General features: G+C 42.8%; 7 protein-coding genes. 2 read left to right on the top strand and 5 right to left on the bottom strand.

The window, feature by feature from the left end; genetic code table 11:
* Positions 1 to 4: 4 nt before the first annotated feature.
* The 4 genes from AC1DV1_RS19250 to AC1DV1_RS19235 all read right to left on the bottom strand — a co-directional run bounded on the left by AC1DV1_RS19250 (position 5) and on the right by AC1DV1_RS19235 (position 10,981).
* Positions 5 to 1,165: an IPT/TIG domain-containing protein gene (locus AC1DV1_RS19250; protein WP_477362179.1), complete on the bottom strand. Its 1,161-nt coding sequence runs from the start codon at positions 1,163 to 1,165 to the stop codon at positions 5 to 7.
* An 8-nt stretch (positions 1,166 to 1,173) separates the two neighbouring features.
* Positions 1,174 to 2,841 carry a RagB/SusD family nutrient uptake outer membrane protein gene (locus tag AC1DV1_RS19245; protein ID WP_477362177.1) on the bottom strand — a complete coding sequence of 556 codons (1,668 nt, stop codon included), beginning with the start codon at positions 2,839 to 2,841 and terminating at the stop codon, positions 1,174 to 1,176.
* A 21-nt stretch (positions 2,842 to 2,862) separates the two neighbouring features.
* Positions 2,863 to 6,003, bottom strand: a complete 3,141-nt coding sequence (locus tag AC1DV1_RS19240) for a SusC/RagA family TonB-linked outer membrane protein (RefSeq protein ID WP_477362175.1) — start codon at positions 6,001 to 6,003, stop codon at positions 2,863 to 2,865.
* Positions 6,004 to 6,826: 823 nt separating this feature from the next.
* Positions 6,827 to 10,981: a hybrid sensor histidine kinase/response regulator gene (locus tag AC1DV1_RS19235; RefSeq protein WP_477362173.1), complete on the bottom strand. Its 4,155-nt coding sequence runs from the start codon at positions 10,979 to 10,981 to the stop codon at positions 6,827 to 6,829.
* Positions 10,982 to 11,238: 257 nt separating this feature from the next.
* Between AC1DV1_RS19235 and AC1DV1_RS19230 the strand changes: the two genes are divergently transcribed.
* A complete protein-coding gene (locus AC1DV1_RS19230; protein WP_477362171.1) occupies positions 11,239 to 17,718 on the top strand; it encodes an alpha-2-macroglobulin family protein in 6,480 nt (2,159 codons plus the stop codon).
* 45 nt (positions 17,719 to 17,763) lie between these two features.
* Positions 17,764 to 17,925, top strand: coding sequence for a hypothetical protein (locus tag AC1DV1_RS19225; RefSeq protein ID WP_477362169.1), 162 nt, complete (start codon positions 17,764 to 17,766; stop codon positions 17,923 to 17,925).
* Between the two features lie 271 nt (positions 17,926 to 18,196).
* Here the strand turns inward: AC1DV1_RS19225 and AC1DV1_RS19220 are convergent, their stop codons facing one another.
* A complete protein-coding gene (locus AC1DV1_RS19220; RefSeq protein WP_477362167.1) occupies positions 18,197 to 19,603 on the bottom strand; it encodes an efflux transporter outer membrane subunit in 1,407 nt (468 codons plus the stop codon).
* Between the last annotated feature and the right edge of the window lie 7 nt (positions 19,604 to 19,610).

Here is a 19,610-nt window from a genome sequence, read left to right as displayed (position 1 = left end):
TGTGTTATTTAATATTTACAAGACCAACATCATCCATACTAAAAGTAGATGAGTTACCACTAAATTCCTGGAAAACCAGTGCACTGATGCTTGAAGGCAGCGGATTGCCGGCATCTACCCAGTTGGCAATTGGAATTTGATAATCGGTCCATTTGCCTTCTGTAAGTGTTATCTGCACGGCAGTGTTAAAATTGTAATTAAGTACCAGGTGGATATTTTTACCGGTAGTGCCCTTGCCGCCAAAAATTGAAAACTTAAGGGCTGTATTAGCATCAACACTGTTTCCGCTGCCCGGCTGTATTACATAACCATCGTACCCGCCGGTGTAGCTGTATGTTCTGGATTTTGTACCTCTCCTGAAATTGGTATTATCATCCTTCGCTCCGGCACCCCAGCCATAATCGCTCCAGCCGTTTTCGTACCCATCTTCAAAAATTGCTGTATTGAAGCCAAATATGGAATTGGTTTGCTTTGCTGACGAAACGTTGTTTGATAATAAGCTTGTGCCCGAAGTTACAACCGGACCGGTACCTACGCCGCCGCCTTTAGTAGCCGATGTGGTAACCAGTAAATGTGCAGCAGTTAAACCTGATGGCACTTTTACGGTTATCACTGTAGGCGATTTGGTAAGTACCGTAGCCGGTACTGTACCAAATGATACACCTGTGAGGCCATTAAATGTTGTACCTGTTATGGTAATAACATCGCCGGCGTTACCTGCCAGCTGGCTAACTGTTGTTATGCCAGGGGTAGGCTGTTCAATTATAAAAGGGGTACTAACTTTTCCATGAGCGGTAACAACGGTAAGTACGTTACTTGTAGTGTCGTTACTAAACGGCACCGTGGTAGGCACTGAAAACTGAAGCGTGGTATTTGATGAATATGCTATGTTAAAGTATATAGAAACACCATTAATATAAATTGCTTTAGTTGTGCTTAAATTATTACCTATCACTGCATATAAGGTTCCTATCTTGCCGTCGCTTGTTGTTGAATCAAAAGCTGTAACGGTTTGCGATGTTTGGGTGCTTTGGTAAACGGTGCGTATCCTGGTAATAACCGGAGGGCCATCCCCGCCGCTATCGTGCTTTTTACAGGAGCTGATACTGAATACCACCACAAGCGAAAGTATGCAGTAAGAAAATATCGATTTTAAATTTTTCATAGCTGTATTTATTTAAAAGTGTATGGTACTGCTGGTTCTAATAATTTAGGGTCGGCGGTTGTTTCATTAATTGGTATAGGCAATAAAAAGTCGGTGCTTTTTGGCGTAACCGCGCTATGGTAAACAGTTTTACGGTCATTGGCGTAAGTACCCCTTTCCTGCTGGCTTATAAACTGCGTAGCCAGTGGGTGGCTGTTATTCAATATACCATTCCATCCATCAATGCGGCAAAGGTCAAACCAGTAGTCGTTTTCGATAGCAAACTCATGCCTTCTTTCCGTCAAAATATCATCCTGGATAATAGTAGTAGGCACAGCATTGTTAAAGGTGGCGTCATAGTTAGGGTTAGCAACTGCGTGGTTACGTTTTATAACTGTTAACGGTGCCAGGTTTGCCCTTTTCCTGATTGCATTGATGTAAGCCAAAGCCTGGGCATCTGTAGAGGTTGAGTTTTTGCCAACAATTGCCTCTGCAGCAATTAAATAAACTTCGGCATAACGCATTAAGTACGTATTGTTTGCCGCAGATTGGGCCGCGCCTATGCCGCCATTATCGGCAGGAGTACCAACCACGTATTTTTTGATAGCAGCATCGGTTCCCTGTGAATTAATATTATCCGGTACGGTATAACCTCCTGCCGCTGCAGTAATTTCGGGGTAAACATCCTTCGCTTGCATAATTGTAGCATGCAGGCGTAAATCTCCGCCTTCATAAGAATTTTGCAAGTCAATTGTGGGGCCTAATACGCTATAGCCATCGCCGGTACCGGTAATAATACCACTGGCGGCTAATGAAGCCTGTGCCGGGTTACCGTGACCATACGATGCACCGCCGGCCCATTGCAACTGGCAAATGCTTTCTTCGTTGTTATTATTGGCTGTTTTAAACAGATCGTTATAGGTTTTATTAGGCAGATCTATACCATACAATTTAAACTCTCCGCTGTTAATCACTTTTTGTGCTTCTGCAAGTGCATTAGGGTAATCCTGCATATACAGGTATATTTTGGCCAGCATAGCCGAAGCTGAGCCACTGGATACATGGCCTTGAGTGATAGAACCAGTCCTGATCATCTTGGTACAATTTGCTTCGGCAAATTTCATATCCTTAACCATAAAGGTGTATATGTCTTCTATCCTGTTGCTATTTACCTGAAAATTGGTTAAAAAGTTACTGGCATCCTCAATAATGGGCACCGCGCCCCATAACCTAACAATATGGAAATAAGCCATGGCACGCATAAAATGGGCTTCGCCCAGGGCGTTATTTAAAACAGCCGGGGTTACATCCGCGCCTGCTCTTGGGGGCATTAAGTTGATCAGGGCATTAGCCTGCGCAACAACAGTCCATAATGACGACCATGCGGCATCATTCTGCGAATTGAGGTTGGTAACGGCGCCGTTCAGGTTGCCAAAATCGGTAACATCTGATGAATAGCTACGGCCGTTACCGCCGGTCATCTCGCACACAGCCCAGCCTGGTTTAGCCACATAATTAAACCAGAGTGAATTGTAAAGGTTGATTGTACTTGATGATACCTGGGCATCGGTTTTATAAAAATTATCAATTGCTATCGCGTTTTCGGGCGGCCTGTTGAAGAAATCTTTTTTACAGCCTGTTACAGAAACAAGGCCAATGACTGCCGCGCTGATTATATATTTAATATTTGCTTTCATTTTAAGTCTTTTATGGTCAAATTAAAATTCCGCGTTTATTCCAAAAGAAATAACCCTTGGCGAAGGATACCTTCCCAAATCTACATTGGATAAAAACACGTTTTGATTTTGCTGGCCAACTTCGGGGTCAAGGCCTTTATAACCTGTTATTACAAACAAGTTTTGTGCACTGCAATACACTTTTAAACCACTAAGTGCAATACGTTTAGCCCAGGCTGCCGGTACGTTATATCCTAAACGTACATTTTGAAACCTTAAAAAAGATGCACTTTGCAAAAACCTGGTCGACATGTTAAGGTTCGGGTTAACACCGCCCTTTGGAGCCGGAATGGTTGCATTAGGGTTTGATGGGCTCCAGTAATTTGAAGCTTCGGCAAGCTGATTGGTATATAACCCATTCAGGCCTTCTATAGTGTAGTCAAGGTAATTGAGCACTTTGCCGCCATAAGAGCCATACAGAAATATAGACAGATCAATACCTTTATAACTGAAATTATTGGTAAAACCATAGGTAAAGGTTGGGTTTGGATTACCAATAGCACTCATGTCGCTTGCATCAATCTTGCCATCATGATTGGTATCAACATATTGTATATCACCCAAAGTTGTTGAACCAAGGGTACCCAGTGTAGTGCTTATAGGCTGGCCAAATTGTATTGGCGCATTTTGCAGCTGGTCTTCTGTTTTAAATATTCCTTTAACAGTGTATCCATAAAACTCGCCTATAGGGCCGCCAACTTGCGTACGTGTAACCGGGATTTGTAAAAAGCCCGAGGTAACGCTGGCATTAATGATACTGTTGTTGTAGGTAGAAACCACTTTATTAACATAATGGCTAAAAGTCACCGTTGTATTCCAGTTAAAATTCTTTGAAACGATGTTTTTTGAATTGATGCTGAACTCGATACCTTTATTGCTAACCTCGCCTCCATTTACATAAAGCGAACTGATTCCGCCAAGATAATTGGGCCCGCCGGTTAAAAATTCTGGCAGCGGTGCCTGGAAAAGGAATTTTTTCGAGGTTTTATTATACCAGTCCGCAGCTACATTAACCCTGCCGAATAAAGTAAAATCCAAACCTATATCAGTTTGTATAGATGTTTGCCAGGTAAGGTTAGGGTTATTATAATTTGATACGTTAAAGCCGGTACCTAAACCTGTGATTGTGGGGTTAAGTGCAGATCCGTACTGGTAGCCCGGTATGTTCTGATTACCAACCTCACCATAACCAATTCTGAATTTCACATTATCAGCTACACTTTTAATGCCAGCCATAAATGATTCGTTTGAAATCGTCCAGCCAAGGGCAGCTGATGGGAAATAACCTGTCTGGTGGCCTTGTGCAAAGTTTGATGACCTATCCGACCGGATGGTGGCAGTTAAGCTGTACCTGCTATCGTAGTCATAAATTGCACGGGCATAAAAGGATTGCAAAGTATTAGACGATTTATTTTCGCCGATAGAAGGTATTTTAGCGCCGCCAAGGTTAAGTGTTGGTAAATCGTTACTTAAAAAAGTATCGGTACCGGCACTCATACTATTGTACATGCCTTCATTCAATTCATAACCCGCAGTTGCAGTTACGCTGTGTTTTTGGGCAAATGTATGGTTGTAGGTAATATATTCTTTCCAGTTCCAGCCTAAAGCCTGATCTGTGTATTCACTTAATTTGGCTACAGGGTTACCATATATAAGCGACGGGTTGGTAGGCGATGTTACGGTGTATGAAGGGAAGAACAGTACACTTTTCGAAAAATTATTATAACCGCCAATTTCCGATCTTAACGTCAGATTTTTCAAAAAGCGAATATCAGCGTAAAAATTCGCGTTTATCTGGCTGCGCACCAGGTTGTTGGTGTTTAAGCTTGCCAATGCAACAGGGCTTATAAAAACGCCGCTGCCGTATGATGCAGGAGCAACGGTATAGCTGCCGTCTGGATTGCTGGCCGCCTGATCTGGAGCATTCAATAATGCCTGGTAAACAATACCGCCGTTATCACTCGCGCCTATGTTTTGGTCGGTACGGTTCAACGTCATATTTGAACCAAGTTTAAACCAATCCTTCAATTTCCCCTCAACATTGGTACGGAAAGAGTAGCGTTTAAAGTTTGACGCTATGATGGTGCCGTTTTGTTTAAGGAAACCGCCTGAAATATAATAATTCACGTTTTCGGTACCACCATTCATCGAAAGGTTATGGCTTTGCATCGGCGCGGTTCTGAACACTGCTTTTTGCCAATCGGTACCCGGGCCAAGTACGGTGGGGTCTGCAAACTCGCCCCTGCGGCCTATGCCGGTAATATCGGCTATCTCGTTTTGTATAGCGGCATACTGCGGCAGGTTCATCATTTTAAGGAAATGCCCTTGTTGCTGAATACCGTAATAACCATCATAATTTAAATGAGCCGAGCTATTTTTACCTTTTTTTGTGGTAATAATGATAACCCCATTTGAGCCACGGCTACCGTATATAGCTGTAGCCGACGCATCTTTCAAAATATCAATAGATGCAATATCATTTGGGTTAATGTAGCTTAGGGGGCTAACTGTATTTTCGCCATTATTTTGATTTTGGGTGGTATAGGCCGAACCATCAATATACACACCATCAACTACATATAAAGGCTCATTTGAACCCGAAAGAGAGGTTATACCCCTGATGTGCACAGACGCCGAACTACCCGGCGCCCCTGTACCGTTGGTAACGGTAACACCTGCGGCTTTACCCTGCAGTAACTGATCAACGCTTGTTTGTGGAATATTTTGAATATCCTTAGCGGTTACCGATGATATGGCGCCATTTACATCCTGGCGCTTTTGTACGCCGTAACCGATAACTACTTCAGCTAATTGAGTAGACGAAACACCCAACACAACATTGATAATTGTTTTTTTACCGATAACAACGTCTTGCGGCTTCATCCCGATAAACGAGAAAGTAAGTTCGGTAGCGCCATTGGGTACGCTGATGCTGTAATTACCATCTTTATCGGTTATAGCCGAAGCCTGGCCATTTTTTACCCTGACAGAAGCCCCCGGCAGGGTTATGCCTTTGTCGTCTGTTACTGTTCCTTTGATTACTGTTGCCTGGTTTTGCGCCCCTGCCCGGAAGCATACAAAAAGAGACAAAAACAGCAATGCCATTCGTAGAATTTTTCGCATAATTGATTTACTTAGTTTATTTGGTTTTTATTTGATTTATTGGTTCCGTTACTATAGCTGCCATCATCTTTTTTAACACGTGCAGAATTATTAATGAAAATCATTAATGTTTATGCGCCTGTTGTTCCCATCAATAAATGACAAACAATTGCTTTAATAAAATTGGTTATATAAGCTTATCAGGTTTATACTAAACCGGGCCAAATTATTGCCGGGCATTAATACATGTTTATAATGAGGGTAAAATTATATGCGAAACCAAACCCGGTTGTGGATAAATAGGGGTACAAATGTCAACCTGTTTTAACACACTGATTAATAGATATTTAATTGAATTAACTAAAGAATTTTATTAAAAAAAGGCGCAAAAAAGTTACAAATGTATCCCTATAAACGATTTAGCACTTCCTTCTGAACTGAAAAAATAGTATCACTGTGATGAGGTCAACGGGCTATTTTAACGGGGATCTTCTGGGTGACGCTTGGTTGCTGATGCGTAAAAAAAGTGTTACACTTTGATACACAGTATCGTCTTTGAAAAGGTTTATGATTTGATTGTTTGAACCTATAGGTAGTTCACTTAAGGTGTCTAAAATTAAAAAAAAGACCGTCATTATAAGGTACTGACTGTCAATATCAAATATCCGTCATTGAGGTACGAAGCAATCCTCTATATGTTAAGTCCCAGGTAGTTCGGGATTGCTTCGTACCTCGCAATGACGGTAGTTTAGAAGATTCGTTTAACTATATCCGTTGCACGTCATAACGATTTTTTCCAGGGATATCCTGATAGGTACTCGCAATGACGGCAGTTTACACCACGCTAAGATTCTACCTCTTCAGCAGCCTCGGCGTACTTTGAAGGGATGGTATTGTACTCGGCTTTAAACATCTTCACAAAATACTTCTGGCTTTTGAAGCCTACTTTATGGCAAATTTGGGAGATGGTTAAGTGGCCTGTTTCCAATAGCTGGGCGGCGCGTTTCAACCTCATCGACCGAACTAACTCATTGGGCGTTTTGCCTGTGACGGCAAGGATTTTTTTGTAGAGGGTGTACCTGCTTACAAAAACTTCATTACTCAATTCTTCAACCGAGAAATTGGGGTTGGAGATGTTACTATCAATCAAAATAAGCACCTTTTTCATAAACTGCTCGTCCGGCGAATCGATATGCATCTCAGTCGGGCTTACCTCTACCTGTTTGGTATAGGTTTTACGCATGCTTTCCTGCTGGCTCAGTATATTCCTGATTTTTGATTGTAGTATCTCGAAGTTAAAAGGCTTGGTAAGGTAATCTGTTGCACCGGTTTCCAATCCTTTTAATTGCTGGTCTTCGCCGGTTAAGGCAGTTAACAATATTACCGGGATATGCGAGGTGCGTTTATCATTTTTTATCTTTAGGCAAAGGTCGATACCATTCATCTCGGGCATGCTGATATCGCTTACTATTAAATTAGGATGTTGCGCCAGGGCCTTTTGCCAGCCTTTTTTCCCGTTTTCAGCTTCAATCACATTGAATGCCGATTTTAGATTGTCCTTAATATAAAACCTGAAATCGTCATTGTCTTCAACCAATAATACTGTTGGCCTTTTGCCATCCCTGCTCTCTTTATTGGAATCGTTTTTGGGCAGGCTATATAACGGAGCAAGCTCGGTATCATGATCAAACGGCATCATCGTATCTGTTAAAACACTGATATCCAATTGCACCAGGGGCAATAAAACCGTAAAGCAGCTGCCCTGGTTAAATTCACTCTCAACATATATCTGCCCTTCGTGCAGCTTAACAAACTCCTTGGTTATGGATAGGCCTATACCGCTCCCCTGGTTAAGCATTGATCCGGGCAAGTCGTTCTGAAAAAAGGGATCAAAGATCCGGCTCAATTTATCGGCAGCAATCCCAATACCAGTATCAATAACTCTTATTTCTAATAATTGCTCAGCGGTATCCTTTTTATCAATCAGGTTAATTAAAACGCTTACCTGCCCTCCTTCATGGGTAAACTTATAGGCATTTGACAGCAGGTTGAACATGATCCGCTCTATTTTATCATGGTCAAAGCTTGTGTAGTAGGTGTCTATTTCCGAATCGAAAATAAAGCGGATGCTTTTTTGATCGGCCACATCGGTAAACGCAAACGAAAGGTCTTTTATAAAGCCAATGATGTCACCGTTCATTTTATGCAGCTTTAATTCCTGGTACTCCATCTTCCTAAAATCAAGCAATTGATTTACCAGGTTTAGCAGCCGTTTAGCATTACGGTTTACCAGCATCAGCTGCCGTTGCACCTCAGGTTCGGCAATCTGTTTCAGGATCTTATCCACCGGGGCCATAATGAGCGATAGCGGGGTGCGAAACTCATGGCTTACATTGGTAAAAAATTTAATCTTCATTAAATCCAGCTCGTGCATCCGCTGCGCTTCTTCCCGCTCCTTCTCGATAGAAAATTGCGTACGTATTTTCTGGATACCCCTTCTTCTTAAATATAACAATGAGCCTACTGCCAATAATGTATATAAGATGTAAGCCCACGTGGTTTTCCAAAATGGCGGCGATATATTGATATTTAACGTAAGCTCCTTCCCCTTCCAGCTTTCGTTGCTGCCGGCGCGCACCCTAAACACATAGTCGCCCGGGTCAAGGTTGGTATAAGTGGCTTTGCGCACCTTGTTATCGGCGTTTATCCACCGCTTATCAAAACCGTCCATCCGGTATTGGTAATTTATTTTATCGGGGTTAAAATAATTAAGCGCCGCGAATTCGATAGCAAAAACGTTGTCATTATATTTTAGCTTAAGGTCTTTTAAATCCACGATAGACTGTGTTAAAATCACCGAGCCGTTCACCTTATCTCCTACTTTTACCGACTGGTTAAAGATTTGTAAATCGGTAAAAACCAAATTTGGCGGATTGGTGCTATTCAGGATATTTGAAGGTCTGAAAATATTAAACCCGTTGCCGCCACCAAACAGCAGCTCCCCTTCCCTGGTTTTGTACGATGAGTTTTCGGTAAACTCGCGCCCTTGCAGCCCTTCGGTTTCATTGTAATTAACAAAACGAAACTTAAGCTTGCCCGCCGAACGATCGATAAAAATACTTGATAAACCATTCGGGGTACTTACCCATATATTATTACGGCTAAACTCCTGCATATCAATCACCGTATTATCGGGCAAGCCATCAAGCTTATTAATATTGGTAAATTTCCCGGTTTTGTAATCAAATATGCTGATGCCTTCCCGGGTACTTATCCAAATTAGGCCATCTTTATCTTCCAGTATATTATTGGTATTGTTGTTGATGAGGCTGTTGGGGTCCTTTTCGTCATGTAAGTAATGCAAAAACTGGTGGTCTTTTTTTACCAAAAGGTCTAAGCCGTAAGCCGTAACAATCCATAAATTTTTGCGCCTGTCTTCAATAACCGAACTGATGTAATTGGAGTGGATAGAGCTTTTATTCATATCTCCATCAAACCGGTATGTGGCAACCACATTCCGGTTTTTATCAAGCACATTTAAACCTGCCGACAAGGTGCCCACCAATAAGTTATGGTCGCTATCCTCGGTTATAGCACAAACCCTGTCTTCAGATATGCTGTTTGCATTGGCATCGTTATGCCGGTAATGTTTAAACACTTTGCCGTCAAAACAATCAAGGCCGCCATAGTAGGTGCCTATCCAAAGTTTTTGCTCGTGATCAATAAATAGCTTTACTACAACATTGTTGGTAAGGCTGTTTTTATCGGCGGCGTTGTGCAGGTATTGTTTAAAGCTGCCTGTTTTCCTGTCCCAGTAAATCAGCCCGCCGCCGTTGGTGCCTATCCATATATTGCCCTGTTTGTCCTCAGCAAAACTATTTACGTCGCTAAAGGGCAGGCTGTTTTTATCAGAAAGGTGATGAGTGTAGCTGGCAAATTTTATAATATTCTGGTGATAATAACTTATCCCCCGTTTGTAACTGCCGCACCAGATAATGCCTATATCATCTACATAAACACAGGTGATGCTATTTTGACCTACTGTTTTATCATCATCTTCGCGGTTAAGCAGGTATTGAGTTGTAAAATCCTGTTTGTTAAGTAAATTAATCCCTCCATGATCTGTGGCAATCCAAATCCTGTTTTTCTGATCCTGGATAACATCTGATATAACATCGGTATTTATGGTGCCCGTGGCTTTTAAAATATGTTTAATTACTTTGTTTTTGGGGCTGATGAAAAATACACCTTTTGAATAACTGGGTACAAACGCCCAGATATCATCCTGCTTATCAATAAAAATTTTATAGGTGGTACTTAATGCCGCGGGCAGCTGTTCAAGCTTCAACCGGTAATTAACCTTGTAGCTCTTAGGGTCCAGCCGCTCCAAAACGCCGGCGCCAGATATGAGCCATATATTCCCTTTTGAATCAACCGACAGATCGGTAACCAGGTTTGAATAAATAGATGTGGTATCCCCCTGTTTATGAAGCAGGTTGATGGTTTGCTTTGTTACAGGATCGTACTTAAAGATGCCGAGGGTAGCGTTGTGCTCCAAAAACCAAAAATTGCCCAACCTGTCTTTTTTTATGGCTAAAATGTACGTATCGTACACCTTAATTTTGTACATAAAATCCTTCAGGTCTTTGCTGAACTTTTCGGTAGCAGGGTCGTAAATATTAAAGCCTGTACGGGTTTCAATCCACAGTTTATCTTCCGGTCCGGGGTTTATGCTTACGATGTAATCATCATCTAACGTAGTGGTATCGCCGGCAACGTGCTTAAAGCTTTTAAAACTATAACCATCGTATTTGTTTAAACCCGATAGCGTACCAAACCACATAAAGCCCTTTTTATCCTTATAAATACAGTTTACCTGGTTGTGCGACAGGCCTGCATTGATATCAAGATGCGAAAACCGGAACTGGGTATTTTGCGCGTTTACCTGGTTTAAAATAAACTGCGTTAATATAAATAATAACAAAGCCCTGAGCTTCATGGCGGTATTCGGCGTAAATATTGGTTTATAATCCCGGAAAAATAATCTTAAAGATATAATTAATAAATCCCTAAAAAGAAATTTAATTGTTTAAAATACAATTTATAAAGATCAGGCATAACTGCTGATTACGTGAATACCATTTGATTTTAATTATTTATGAATTTACCTTTCATTTTGCATCTGGTAAATAATTAACAATTTTTAACAATCATATTTTGGTATTATTACTGTTATCCATCATATCCTCATTCCTTATGCCATCACAAACCTGCAAAACCCTGAAGTTCCTTTTTATTGCCTGTTTTTTATTTATAGCCCGGCCATCATCGGCCCAAACCAGCTATCATAACATCATATTTACTATCGACTCATTGACAGAGGTTGGCCTGCCAAAATCGGCATTGATGAAGGTTGATAAGCTTGATGCACTGGCACGCAAAGAAAATAACGTGCCGCAGATGGTACGCGCGGTTATTTACCATGCCAAATTCCTAACTTATTTGCAGGAAGATGCACTTGTGAGCGTTATTACCGCTTTGAAGGCCGATATAAGCCGCTCGTCTTACCCGGTTAAGCCGGTTTTACAATCGTTTTTGGCCGATATGTATTGGAACTACTATCAGCAAAACCGGTACACATTTGCAGGCAGAAGCAAACTGGAAGTTCCTGACATCGATTTCAGAAAATGGGACCTGGCAACTATTATTAATGAAACCACCAGGCTTTACCAATTATCATTACACGATGCCGACAAAGAGCAAAACACCTCGCTTGATATTTTAGACGGCCTTTTGCAAGGCGATAAAAACACCCGCTTTTTAAGACCTACGCTATACGATTTGCTTTTACACCGGGCGTCTGATTTTTTCCTGGCAGACGAGCCGGCACTTACCAAACCCAAAATGCCATTTTCAATAAACGATCCGCGTTTTTTTGGCGATAGTAAAACCTTTGCTGCACTGGATGTCAAAACTACCGACACAGCATCAACTTTTTATCGCGGCATCCGCCTGCTGCAACAGGGACTGGCGTTCCATCTGCAAAAAAATGACAGGAAGGCCTTGGCCGACCTTGATATGAAAAGGCTCACTTTTTTGTACGATAAAGCTACACTGGGCAATAAAAATACCCTGTACCTTGCTGCTCTTAAAAATATCGCTGCCGATACTTCGGCAGGTGTTATTTGTGCAGATGCATTATTTGCTATTGGCAAATATTACGGTGATGTAGATAGCTTAACTACCGCCATGATTTACCTGCAAACGGCAATGGCCGGCTACCCTAAAAGTCCAGGTGCACAACGCGCGGGCAACAGGATAAATGAAATTACCCAAAAAGAGTTACAGGTTAGTTTTGAGGATGTGAATTCGCCGGATATACCTATCCTTGCTGGTTTAAAATACCGCAATATTAGTAAGGCGCGCTACCGTATTTATAAGGTTACCGATGCACAGCTCACCTATATTGGAAAACTGGACGGGCACTATGGTTCTATCGGGACAGGTAAAAGCACTCTGGCTTTTATTAAAACCTTAAAAGCATTGCAAGACCAACAACTGAATCTGCCTGTAACCACCGATTTAAAGGCACACACTACCGAGTTTAAAATTGACGCGCTAAAACCGGGCAAGTACCTTTTATTGGCTACTGAGCAAAGCGGCAAAGATAGCCTTATCCAGCTGGGTATGTTTAAAGTAAGCAAGGTGGCGTATATGATGAGAACAAGGCCCGACAGAAAACGGGAGATTAAAGTAACTAACCGCGAAACAGGCGATATGCTGGCAGGTGCGACTATAACCATCACTTACAGCCCGGAGAGGTATAGAAATACAAAAAAGAAGCCGGTGGTTATCACCGGAGTAACGGATACTAACGGCACGTTTATTTTTGATTCAAAAGGCAATCAATATACTGCATCCATAAATTACCGGGGCGACCATTTAACAGATAACGAAAGAAATGAGATTTACTCGCCACAGCCTATCTTAAATAATGCACCCGTTATCAGAACCGTATTTTTTACCGACAGGCAAATTTATCGCCCAGGCCAAACCATTTACTTTAAAGCCATGGAGCTGCAAAGTGTAAACGGCAAAAGCAGTATTATGCCCCAAGCCGATCTGGATGTCAAATTAAGTGACCAAAACAATAAAGAGTTAGGCACCACCCAATTACAAACCAACGAATTTGGAACTGCGGCTTCCTCTTTTATCATTCCGCAAAACGTGCTGAATGGATGGCTAACCCTATTTACCGCCAACGGCAGGATGATGGTTAAAGTTGAAGAATATAAACGGCCGACTTTCAAGGTTGATTTTGAACCTTTTACACAGTTTTACAAACTTGGCGACAGTATTATAGTTAAAGGCAAGGTAAATGCATTTTCGGGCTATGGACTATCCGGCGCAAGGGTGGTTTATAATGTAACAAGAGTGCCGGAAATGCGACCGTACTTTGACGCCGCCAACCAGGGCCGGAGAATTATGTATGGCAATAATAACAAGATAGCGATAATTGCTATTGATACCATTAAAACCGACGAACAAGGCAACTTCAAATTTAAGTTTTTGGCCAACGGTCCGGATAACGAAAATAAGGGCCAAACCTGCCGGTTTAGCATACAGGCCAACGTTACCGATGCCAATAGCGAAACGCATTTTGCAACCAGTGAGATCACCATCAGCGATAATCCGATCCGGTTGGAGGTCGATGTACCCGAAAAAGCTATTGACAGCCAACATGCCAATGCCGCTTTAACCATTTTTAATAGCAACGATGAAAAACAAAATGGCAGAGCCAACATCAAAGTGTATGAATTGAAAGGCCCCGATGCATTTTTCAGAAACCGACTTTGGGATGTACCCGATCAATGGTTGATGAGCAAAACCGAATACGAAAAATACTTCCCCAACTTTGCCTATAACCACCAAAATGAATATTCGAACTGGCAACGCCAGGAAAAAACAGCCGACCTGGATATCGACATCCAAAAGAGCGGCAACAATATCGACCTAAACAAACTCCTTAAATCAACAGGCGGCGTATATGCATTGGTTATCAGCGCCAAAAACGTAAACGGCGATACAGCATCTGTAATTAAGTACATTAATTATATTGCCAATAAAGCCCCTATACAAAAAGCCGAAGATTGGGTGACAGCCCAAACTACCTCCGTTGCAGCCAGGGAGCCCGCAACTTTTTATATAGGAATTGGCAAAGCCTGCAAGGTGCTTTTTGAAACGTATGATGGCCCCACACTGCTATCATCGCAACTATTGCAACTACAGGCAGGTGCGCCGCAAAAAATAAGCGTACCCGTGGTGCCCACCAGCAAAAATGCATTTACTGTACAATTTGAAATGATAAACGGCAACAGGCAATACCAATATTACCAACGCATTACGGTAAAAGACACGGTTAAGCCCTTAAACATCCGTTTTTTAACCATGCGCGACAAGCTGCAACCCGGAGAAAAAGAGCAATGGAAACTGCAGATAGACGGAAGCGACAACAAACAAACATCCGAGTTACTGGCAGGTTTATATGATGCCTCGCTGGATGATATTACCCGGCCGTTAAGCTGGCAAACAGATTTTGCCGAGTACCAGTATATGGCCCGCTATTTTGAGTGGGAAACCATACCGCCATCGGCCAATGATAACACTTCAGGAGACCAGCCATACCAGCCCTATTATGACGAAACCGCCCGAAATTATGAATCCATAGATAATTTAGGTTTTAACTACGATGGCGGCGATAATTATTTTTACGGCGGTAATAACGAAGGCATTGCGCCAGATAAAAAGAACGCGCTGAGCAATAAACAAATTGAAGCCAGGTATATGAGCAATGCCAGGCTTGTTAAAGGCGGCTACGATGTAATAGGCAAAGTTACCTGGAGGGGCAGAGTCGCTTCGGGGATAAAAATCAGCATCAATAATTCAAGTATAAGCACAACCATCAACGCATACGGGTATTTCAGGATCAAAGTACCTGCCGGGTCGATATTAACATTCAGCGGTAAGGGTTATGTAAGCAGGAAAATACGGCCGGTTAAGGGCGTAAAAATGATAGTGCTCATGAAAATCCCCATGGATATGCGCAGAGAATTGGCATTGGCCGATCCTGGTGTTAAAAGCCAGGAAGGTGACCCTAACGAGGATGTCAGGATAGATGAACCCGTTGGAAATGCTGATATAAAACAGGAGGTGGAAGAGGGTACTTCAAATTTCGCATCGGCGCCTAAATTCAAAACCGAGCGTAATGTTGTTCCTATGATGTATGATGAATTACGAGATGATAAAGTAGTTTTACGGGAAATACAAACCAAACCTGGCCAGAAATTTGATAAGGAACTTCTTATCCGTACAGCGAGAGAACTTGCTGCAGCACCCATAGCCACCCGCAAAAACTTTAATGAAACCGCCTTCTTTTACCCCCAATTGCATACTGACAATAACGGACAGCTGCTGATTGATTTTACCGTACCGGAATCATTAACCCGCTGGAAGTTCAGGGGCTTTGCGCATAATAAGGATTTGCAAAGCGGCTACATTGAACAGGAAGTTATCACCCAGAAAAAAATGACGATCAGCGCCAACATGCCGCGCTTTTTGCGCGAGGGCGATACGCTGGTGGTTTCGGCACGGGTTGTGAATCTATCAAACCAACATTTGAAAGGGCAAGCTAAACTGGAATTTACCAATGCGGTTACCTTGCAGCCCGTAGCGCTTTTTGGCAAATCAAAATATGCCGAACAGCCTTTTGAGCTGGACAGCACATCAACCGGGGCCGTATCTTTTAAACTGGTTATCCCTGCCAGTTTGGAGGCCCTCACCTATCGTTTAACAGCCTCAGCGGGCAATTATACCGATGGTGAAGAAAACACGCTATCCGTGCTCCCTAACAGCATGCTGGTTACCGAAACCATGCCCATGATGGTTCGCCCCGGCCAAACCAAAAATTTCACGTTTGATAAACTGGTTAATCAAAACAGCAGCACCCTAACCAATAAAACGTTGACCCTTGAATATACCCAAAACCCAGCCTGGACAGCTGTACAGGCGCTACCCTACCTGATGGAATTCCCTTACGAATGTTCGGAACAAATTTTTAGCCGGTATTACGCCAATAGCTTCGCGGTGAATATCGTGAACCATTACCCGCAGATAAAAAAGGTATTTGAACAGTGGAAAGCCGCAGATTCAAAAGCCCTGCTATCCAACCTCGAAAAAAATCCGGAGCTGAAATCAGTATTGCTGGAAGAAACCCCATGGCTGCAGGATGCCGTTGACGAAACCGAACAGAAAAAACGAATCGCGCTTCTCTTCGACCTGAATAAAATGAGCTATGAGTTGAATGCCAATTTAAACAAGCTGCAACAAAAACAATTGCAAAACGGCGGCTTCCCCTGGTTTGGGGGCGATTTTTCTGACCGGTATATTACCCAGCATATCCTGGCAGGCATTGGTCAGCTTGTTAAACTTAACATTGCGGATAAAAACGATGCATCGTTGGCGCGCATAAGCACCAATGCTGCCCGATATATTGATAATGAAATTAAAACTGATGAAGCTGCCGCAAAAAAGAACATCAAAAATTATATGGTCCGGGATATCAATTCCACCGAAATTCATGCGTGGTATGCATTAAGTTACTTTAAAAACAGAGAAACAAGTACAGAGATAAACATCATCCGCGCCCATTACCTGGCCCGGGCAGGCATGCAATGGGTACAGCAACCAGAATTTGAAAAGGCCATGATAGCGCTTACCCTCTATCGTTTTGATGAAAAGGAAACCGCCGCCCAGATCATCAAATCGCTACTGGAAACCGCCCAACAATCAGATGAATTGGGCATGTATTGGGCTACTAACAAGCCGGGGTATTATTGGTACCAGTCGCCGGTTGAAACGCAATCGCTGATGATCGAACTGTTTACCGAAGCGGGCAATAATACAAAAGCCGTGGAAGAAATGAAAATATGGCTGTTGCGCAACAAACAAACCAACAACTGGCGCACCACCAAAGCCACAGCAGCAGCCTGCTACGCGTTGCTGATTAAAGGCGACAATATACTTGCCGACACCACCGAAATCAATATCAGCTTAAACAACAAACCGCTGGCCGTATTAAAGCCCGGCATTAAAGCCGAAGCAGGCACCGGCTATTTGAAAACCACCTGGGTTGATGAGCAGGTGAAGCCGGCACTTGGTCATGTGCAGATAAGTAACAGCAGCAAAACTATTAACTGGGGGGCTATGTACTGGCAGTATACCGAAAAGCTGGATAAGATAACGCCATCAAACACCAACGTTCAGTTGGAGCGAAAGTACTTTATTCAAAAACAAACTGATGCCGGGCCAATACTTACTGCGGTTGATGCAGCCCACCAACCTAAAACAGGTGATGTACTAAAAGTAGTAGTTTACCTTACGGCCGATCGTGATTTTGACTACATCCAACTGAAAGACATGCGCCCCGCCGGTACGGAACCGATGGAAACCATATCGGCCTATAAATACCAGGATGGCTTGTACTATTACCAGGTAAGTAAAGATGTGGCCACCAATTTTTTTATAAGTGCACTAAAAAAAGGAAACTATGTATTTGAATATACACTGCGTGTTGTACAACCGGGCAATTACGCAACCGGCGTTACCAGTCTGCAAAGCATGTATGCACCTGAATTTAATGCGCACAGCGAAGGCCGCCGGATAGAATTTAAACTATAAAGAAAAACCAACCGGCTTTGGCACGGAATTGGTATTGACTGAATCATGCAGATAGTACACATCAATACCGGAAAGAAAGTTAAAAAGATCAAGAATTCAATTGTTGATTTATTTACAAGGGAAGTGATAACACTTAAGGCCATTCACAATCAATTGCTTGGTAATAAACAGGCTGATACATCGCAATTCACGGGCTTCATTGCCTGATCATCATATACCATCTACCTATGAAAATGAGCTTCTTTTTAAGAAGCTTTTTTTGTTTTAAGGGTTGCAGAAATCAATGCCCTAAACAACCGTCGTCATAAAAATTAAGCAATCGAGAACTGTGCATCTTTGCGAGGAAGGCAGGCGACGAGATTGCCACGCTATCGCTCGCAATGACAAATTGGTTTCCGTAAATACAATAAGTTGTTAACCACTATCCGTTGTATCTTTTTACACCCACAATGTATTGCAAAATAACATACACCTGCTATTACCGCCAGCCGCCGCCTAAGGCTCGGTATAAATTCACTACCGCCTGTAGCTCCTGCAACCTGTCGTTAACGCCGCTTAGCTGTGCGGCCAGCAGGTTTTGTTCAGATGTTAATACATCGGTATAATTGGTGGCCGAGCTATACCGTAACAACTCCTGTGTGTACTCAACCGATTTTTGCAAAGCGATGATCTGCTTGCCGCGGGCATCCTGTTTTTCAAGCGCGGTTTGGTGCGCATATAAAGCGTTGGATACCTCCTGTCCTGCTACCAGCAATGTTTTCTGGAGGCTGTTAAGTGCTTCCTGCTGCTGCGCCTGCGCGGTGCGTAAACGGGCTTTATTAAGTCCCTGGTTAAAAATGGGCTGGGTTAAGCCTGCCGCTATGTTGTAAAATATAGAATTGACAAAAAAGTCTTTTAACTGTAAGGTGGATAAGCCTCCTGATGCCGTGATGGTAAACGATGGATAAAAATACGTTTTAGCCACGTTGGTATTCTCAAACGCAGCGCGGAAAGCGTACTCGCTTTGCTGTACATCCGGGCGGTTAGTGAGCAATTGTGTTGGGATGCCCGCCTGTAATTCGGCGGCCATGTTCTGGGTGGCCAAACTACTACGGTTAACCGCGCCCGGCGGCCTTGATAACAGGATATCCAAAGCATTTTCGGTTTCGCGGATACTGCGCTTTAAATCGGGAATCGATACTTCGGCGGCATAGCGGTTGGCTTCACTTTGCACCACCGCTGCCCCGGTTACCACAGCACCAGCCTTAAGCTCCTTCATGGTTTCCACGTCTTTAATGCGATTTTTAAGCGTTTCAAGAGTAATTTCCAACTGCCTGTCCAATGCCAGCAGGGTAAAATAGTTATTGGCTATATCGGCAATCAACTGTGTTTGCACAGCCCGCTTAGCGGCATCGGTTTGCAAAAAACCAGCCAGCGCAGCACGTTTAGTGCTGCTTAGTTTACCCCAAACATCGGCCTCCCATGAGGTTGTTAAACCGGCCTGGTAAGTGGTAGTTAAAGTATTAACAATTGTACCGGCAGGATAATTTAAGCCTGCTGATGATTGTTTTGACCGGGTTACACCTACGTTGCCGCTTAACGACGGATAAAACGCGGCTTTGCTTTGCTGCAATGTGGCCTGCGCTTCCAGTATCCGCTGAACAGCGGTTTTAAGGTCAAGGTTATTATTCAGCCCTTCCTGTATCAGTGATTTAAGTATGGTATCGGCAAAAAGTTTTTGCCAGGGCATGGCCGCTATGGTAGTGGTATCGTTAGTTTGCCCATCGCGGTAAAGCCCGGTTGTGCCTATATCCGGCCGGTTATACGTTTTGGTTACTTTACATGATAGCATAACGCTAAATAGTAGCGTAAAGGGCAATATATATTTAAAACTCCGTCTGTTCATTTTATAT

This window comes from Mucilaginibacter sp. P4_D1 (assembly GCF_056401935.1).
Note: the sequence above shows the minus strand (reverse complement) of the source record. Positions and strands in the feature narration are given on the sequence as shown.

What these genes read in the sequence shown, in the direction of transcription:
- AC1DV1_RS19245 (WP_477362177.1), bottom strand. Translation starts at nt 2,841, where the DNA reads ATGAAAGCAAATATTAAATATATAATCAGCGCGGCAGTCATTGGCCTT.
- AC1DV1_RS19230 (WP_477362171.1), top strand. Translation starts at nt 11,239, where the DNA reads ATGCCATCACAAACCTGCAAAACCCTGAAGTTCCTTTTTATTGCCTGT.
- AC1DV1_RS19250 (WP_477362179.1), bottom strand. Translation starts at nt 1,165, where the DNA reads ATGAAAAATTTAAAATCGATATTTTCTTACTGCATACTTTCGCTTGTG.
- AC1DV1_RS19240 (WP_477362175.1), bottom strand. Translation starts at nt 6,003, where the DNA reads ATGCGAAAAATTCTACGAATGGCATTGCTGTTTTTGTCTCTTTTTGTA.
- AC1DV1_RS19220 (WP_477362167.1), bottom strand. Translation starts at nt 19,603, where the DNA reads ATGAACAGACGGAGTTTTAAATATATATTGCCCTTTACGCTACTATTT.
- AC1DV1_RS19225 (WP_477362169.1), top strand. Translation starts at nt 17,764, where the DNA reads ATGCAGATAGTACACATCAATACCGGAAAGAAAGTTAAAAAGATCAAG.
- AC1DV1_RS19235 (WP_477362173.1), bottom strand. Translation starts at nt 10,981, where the DNA reads ATGAAGCTCAGGGCTTTGTTATTATTTATATTAACGCAGTTTATTTTA.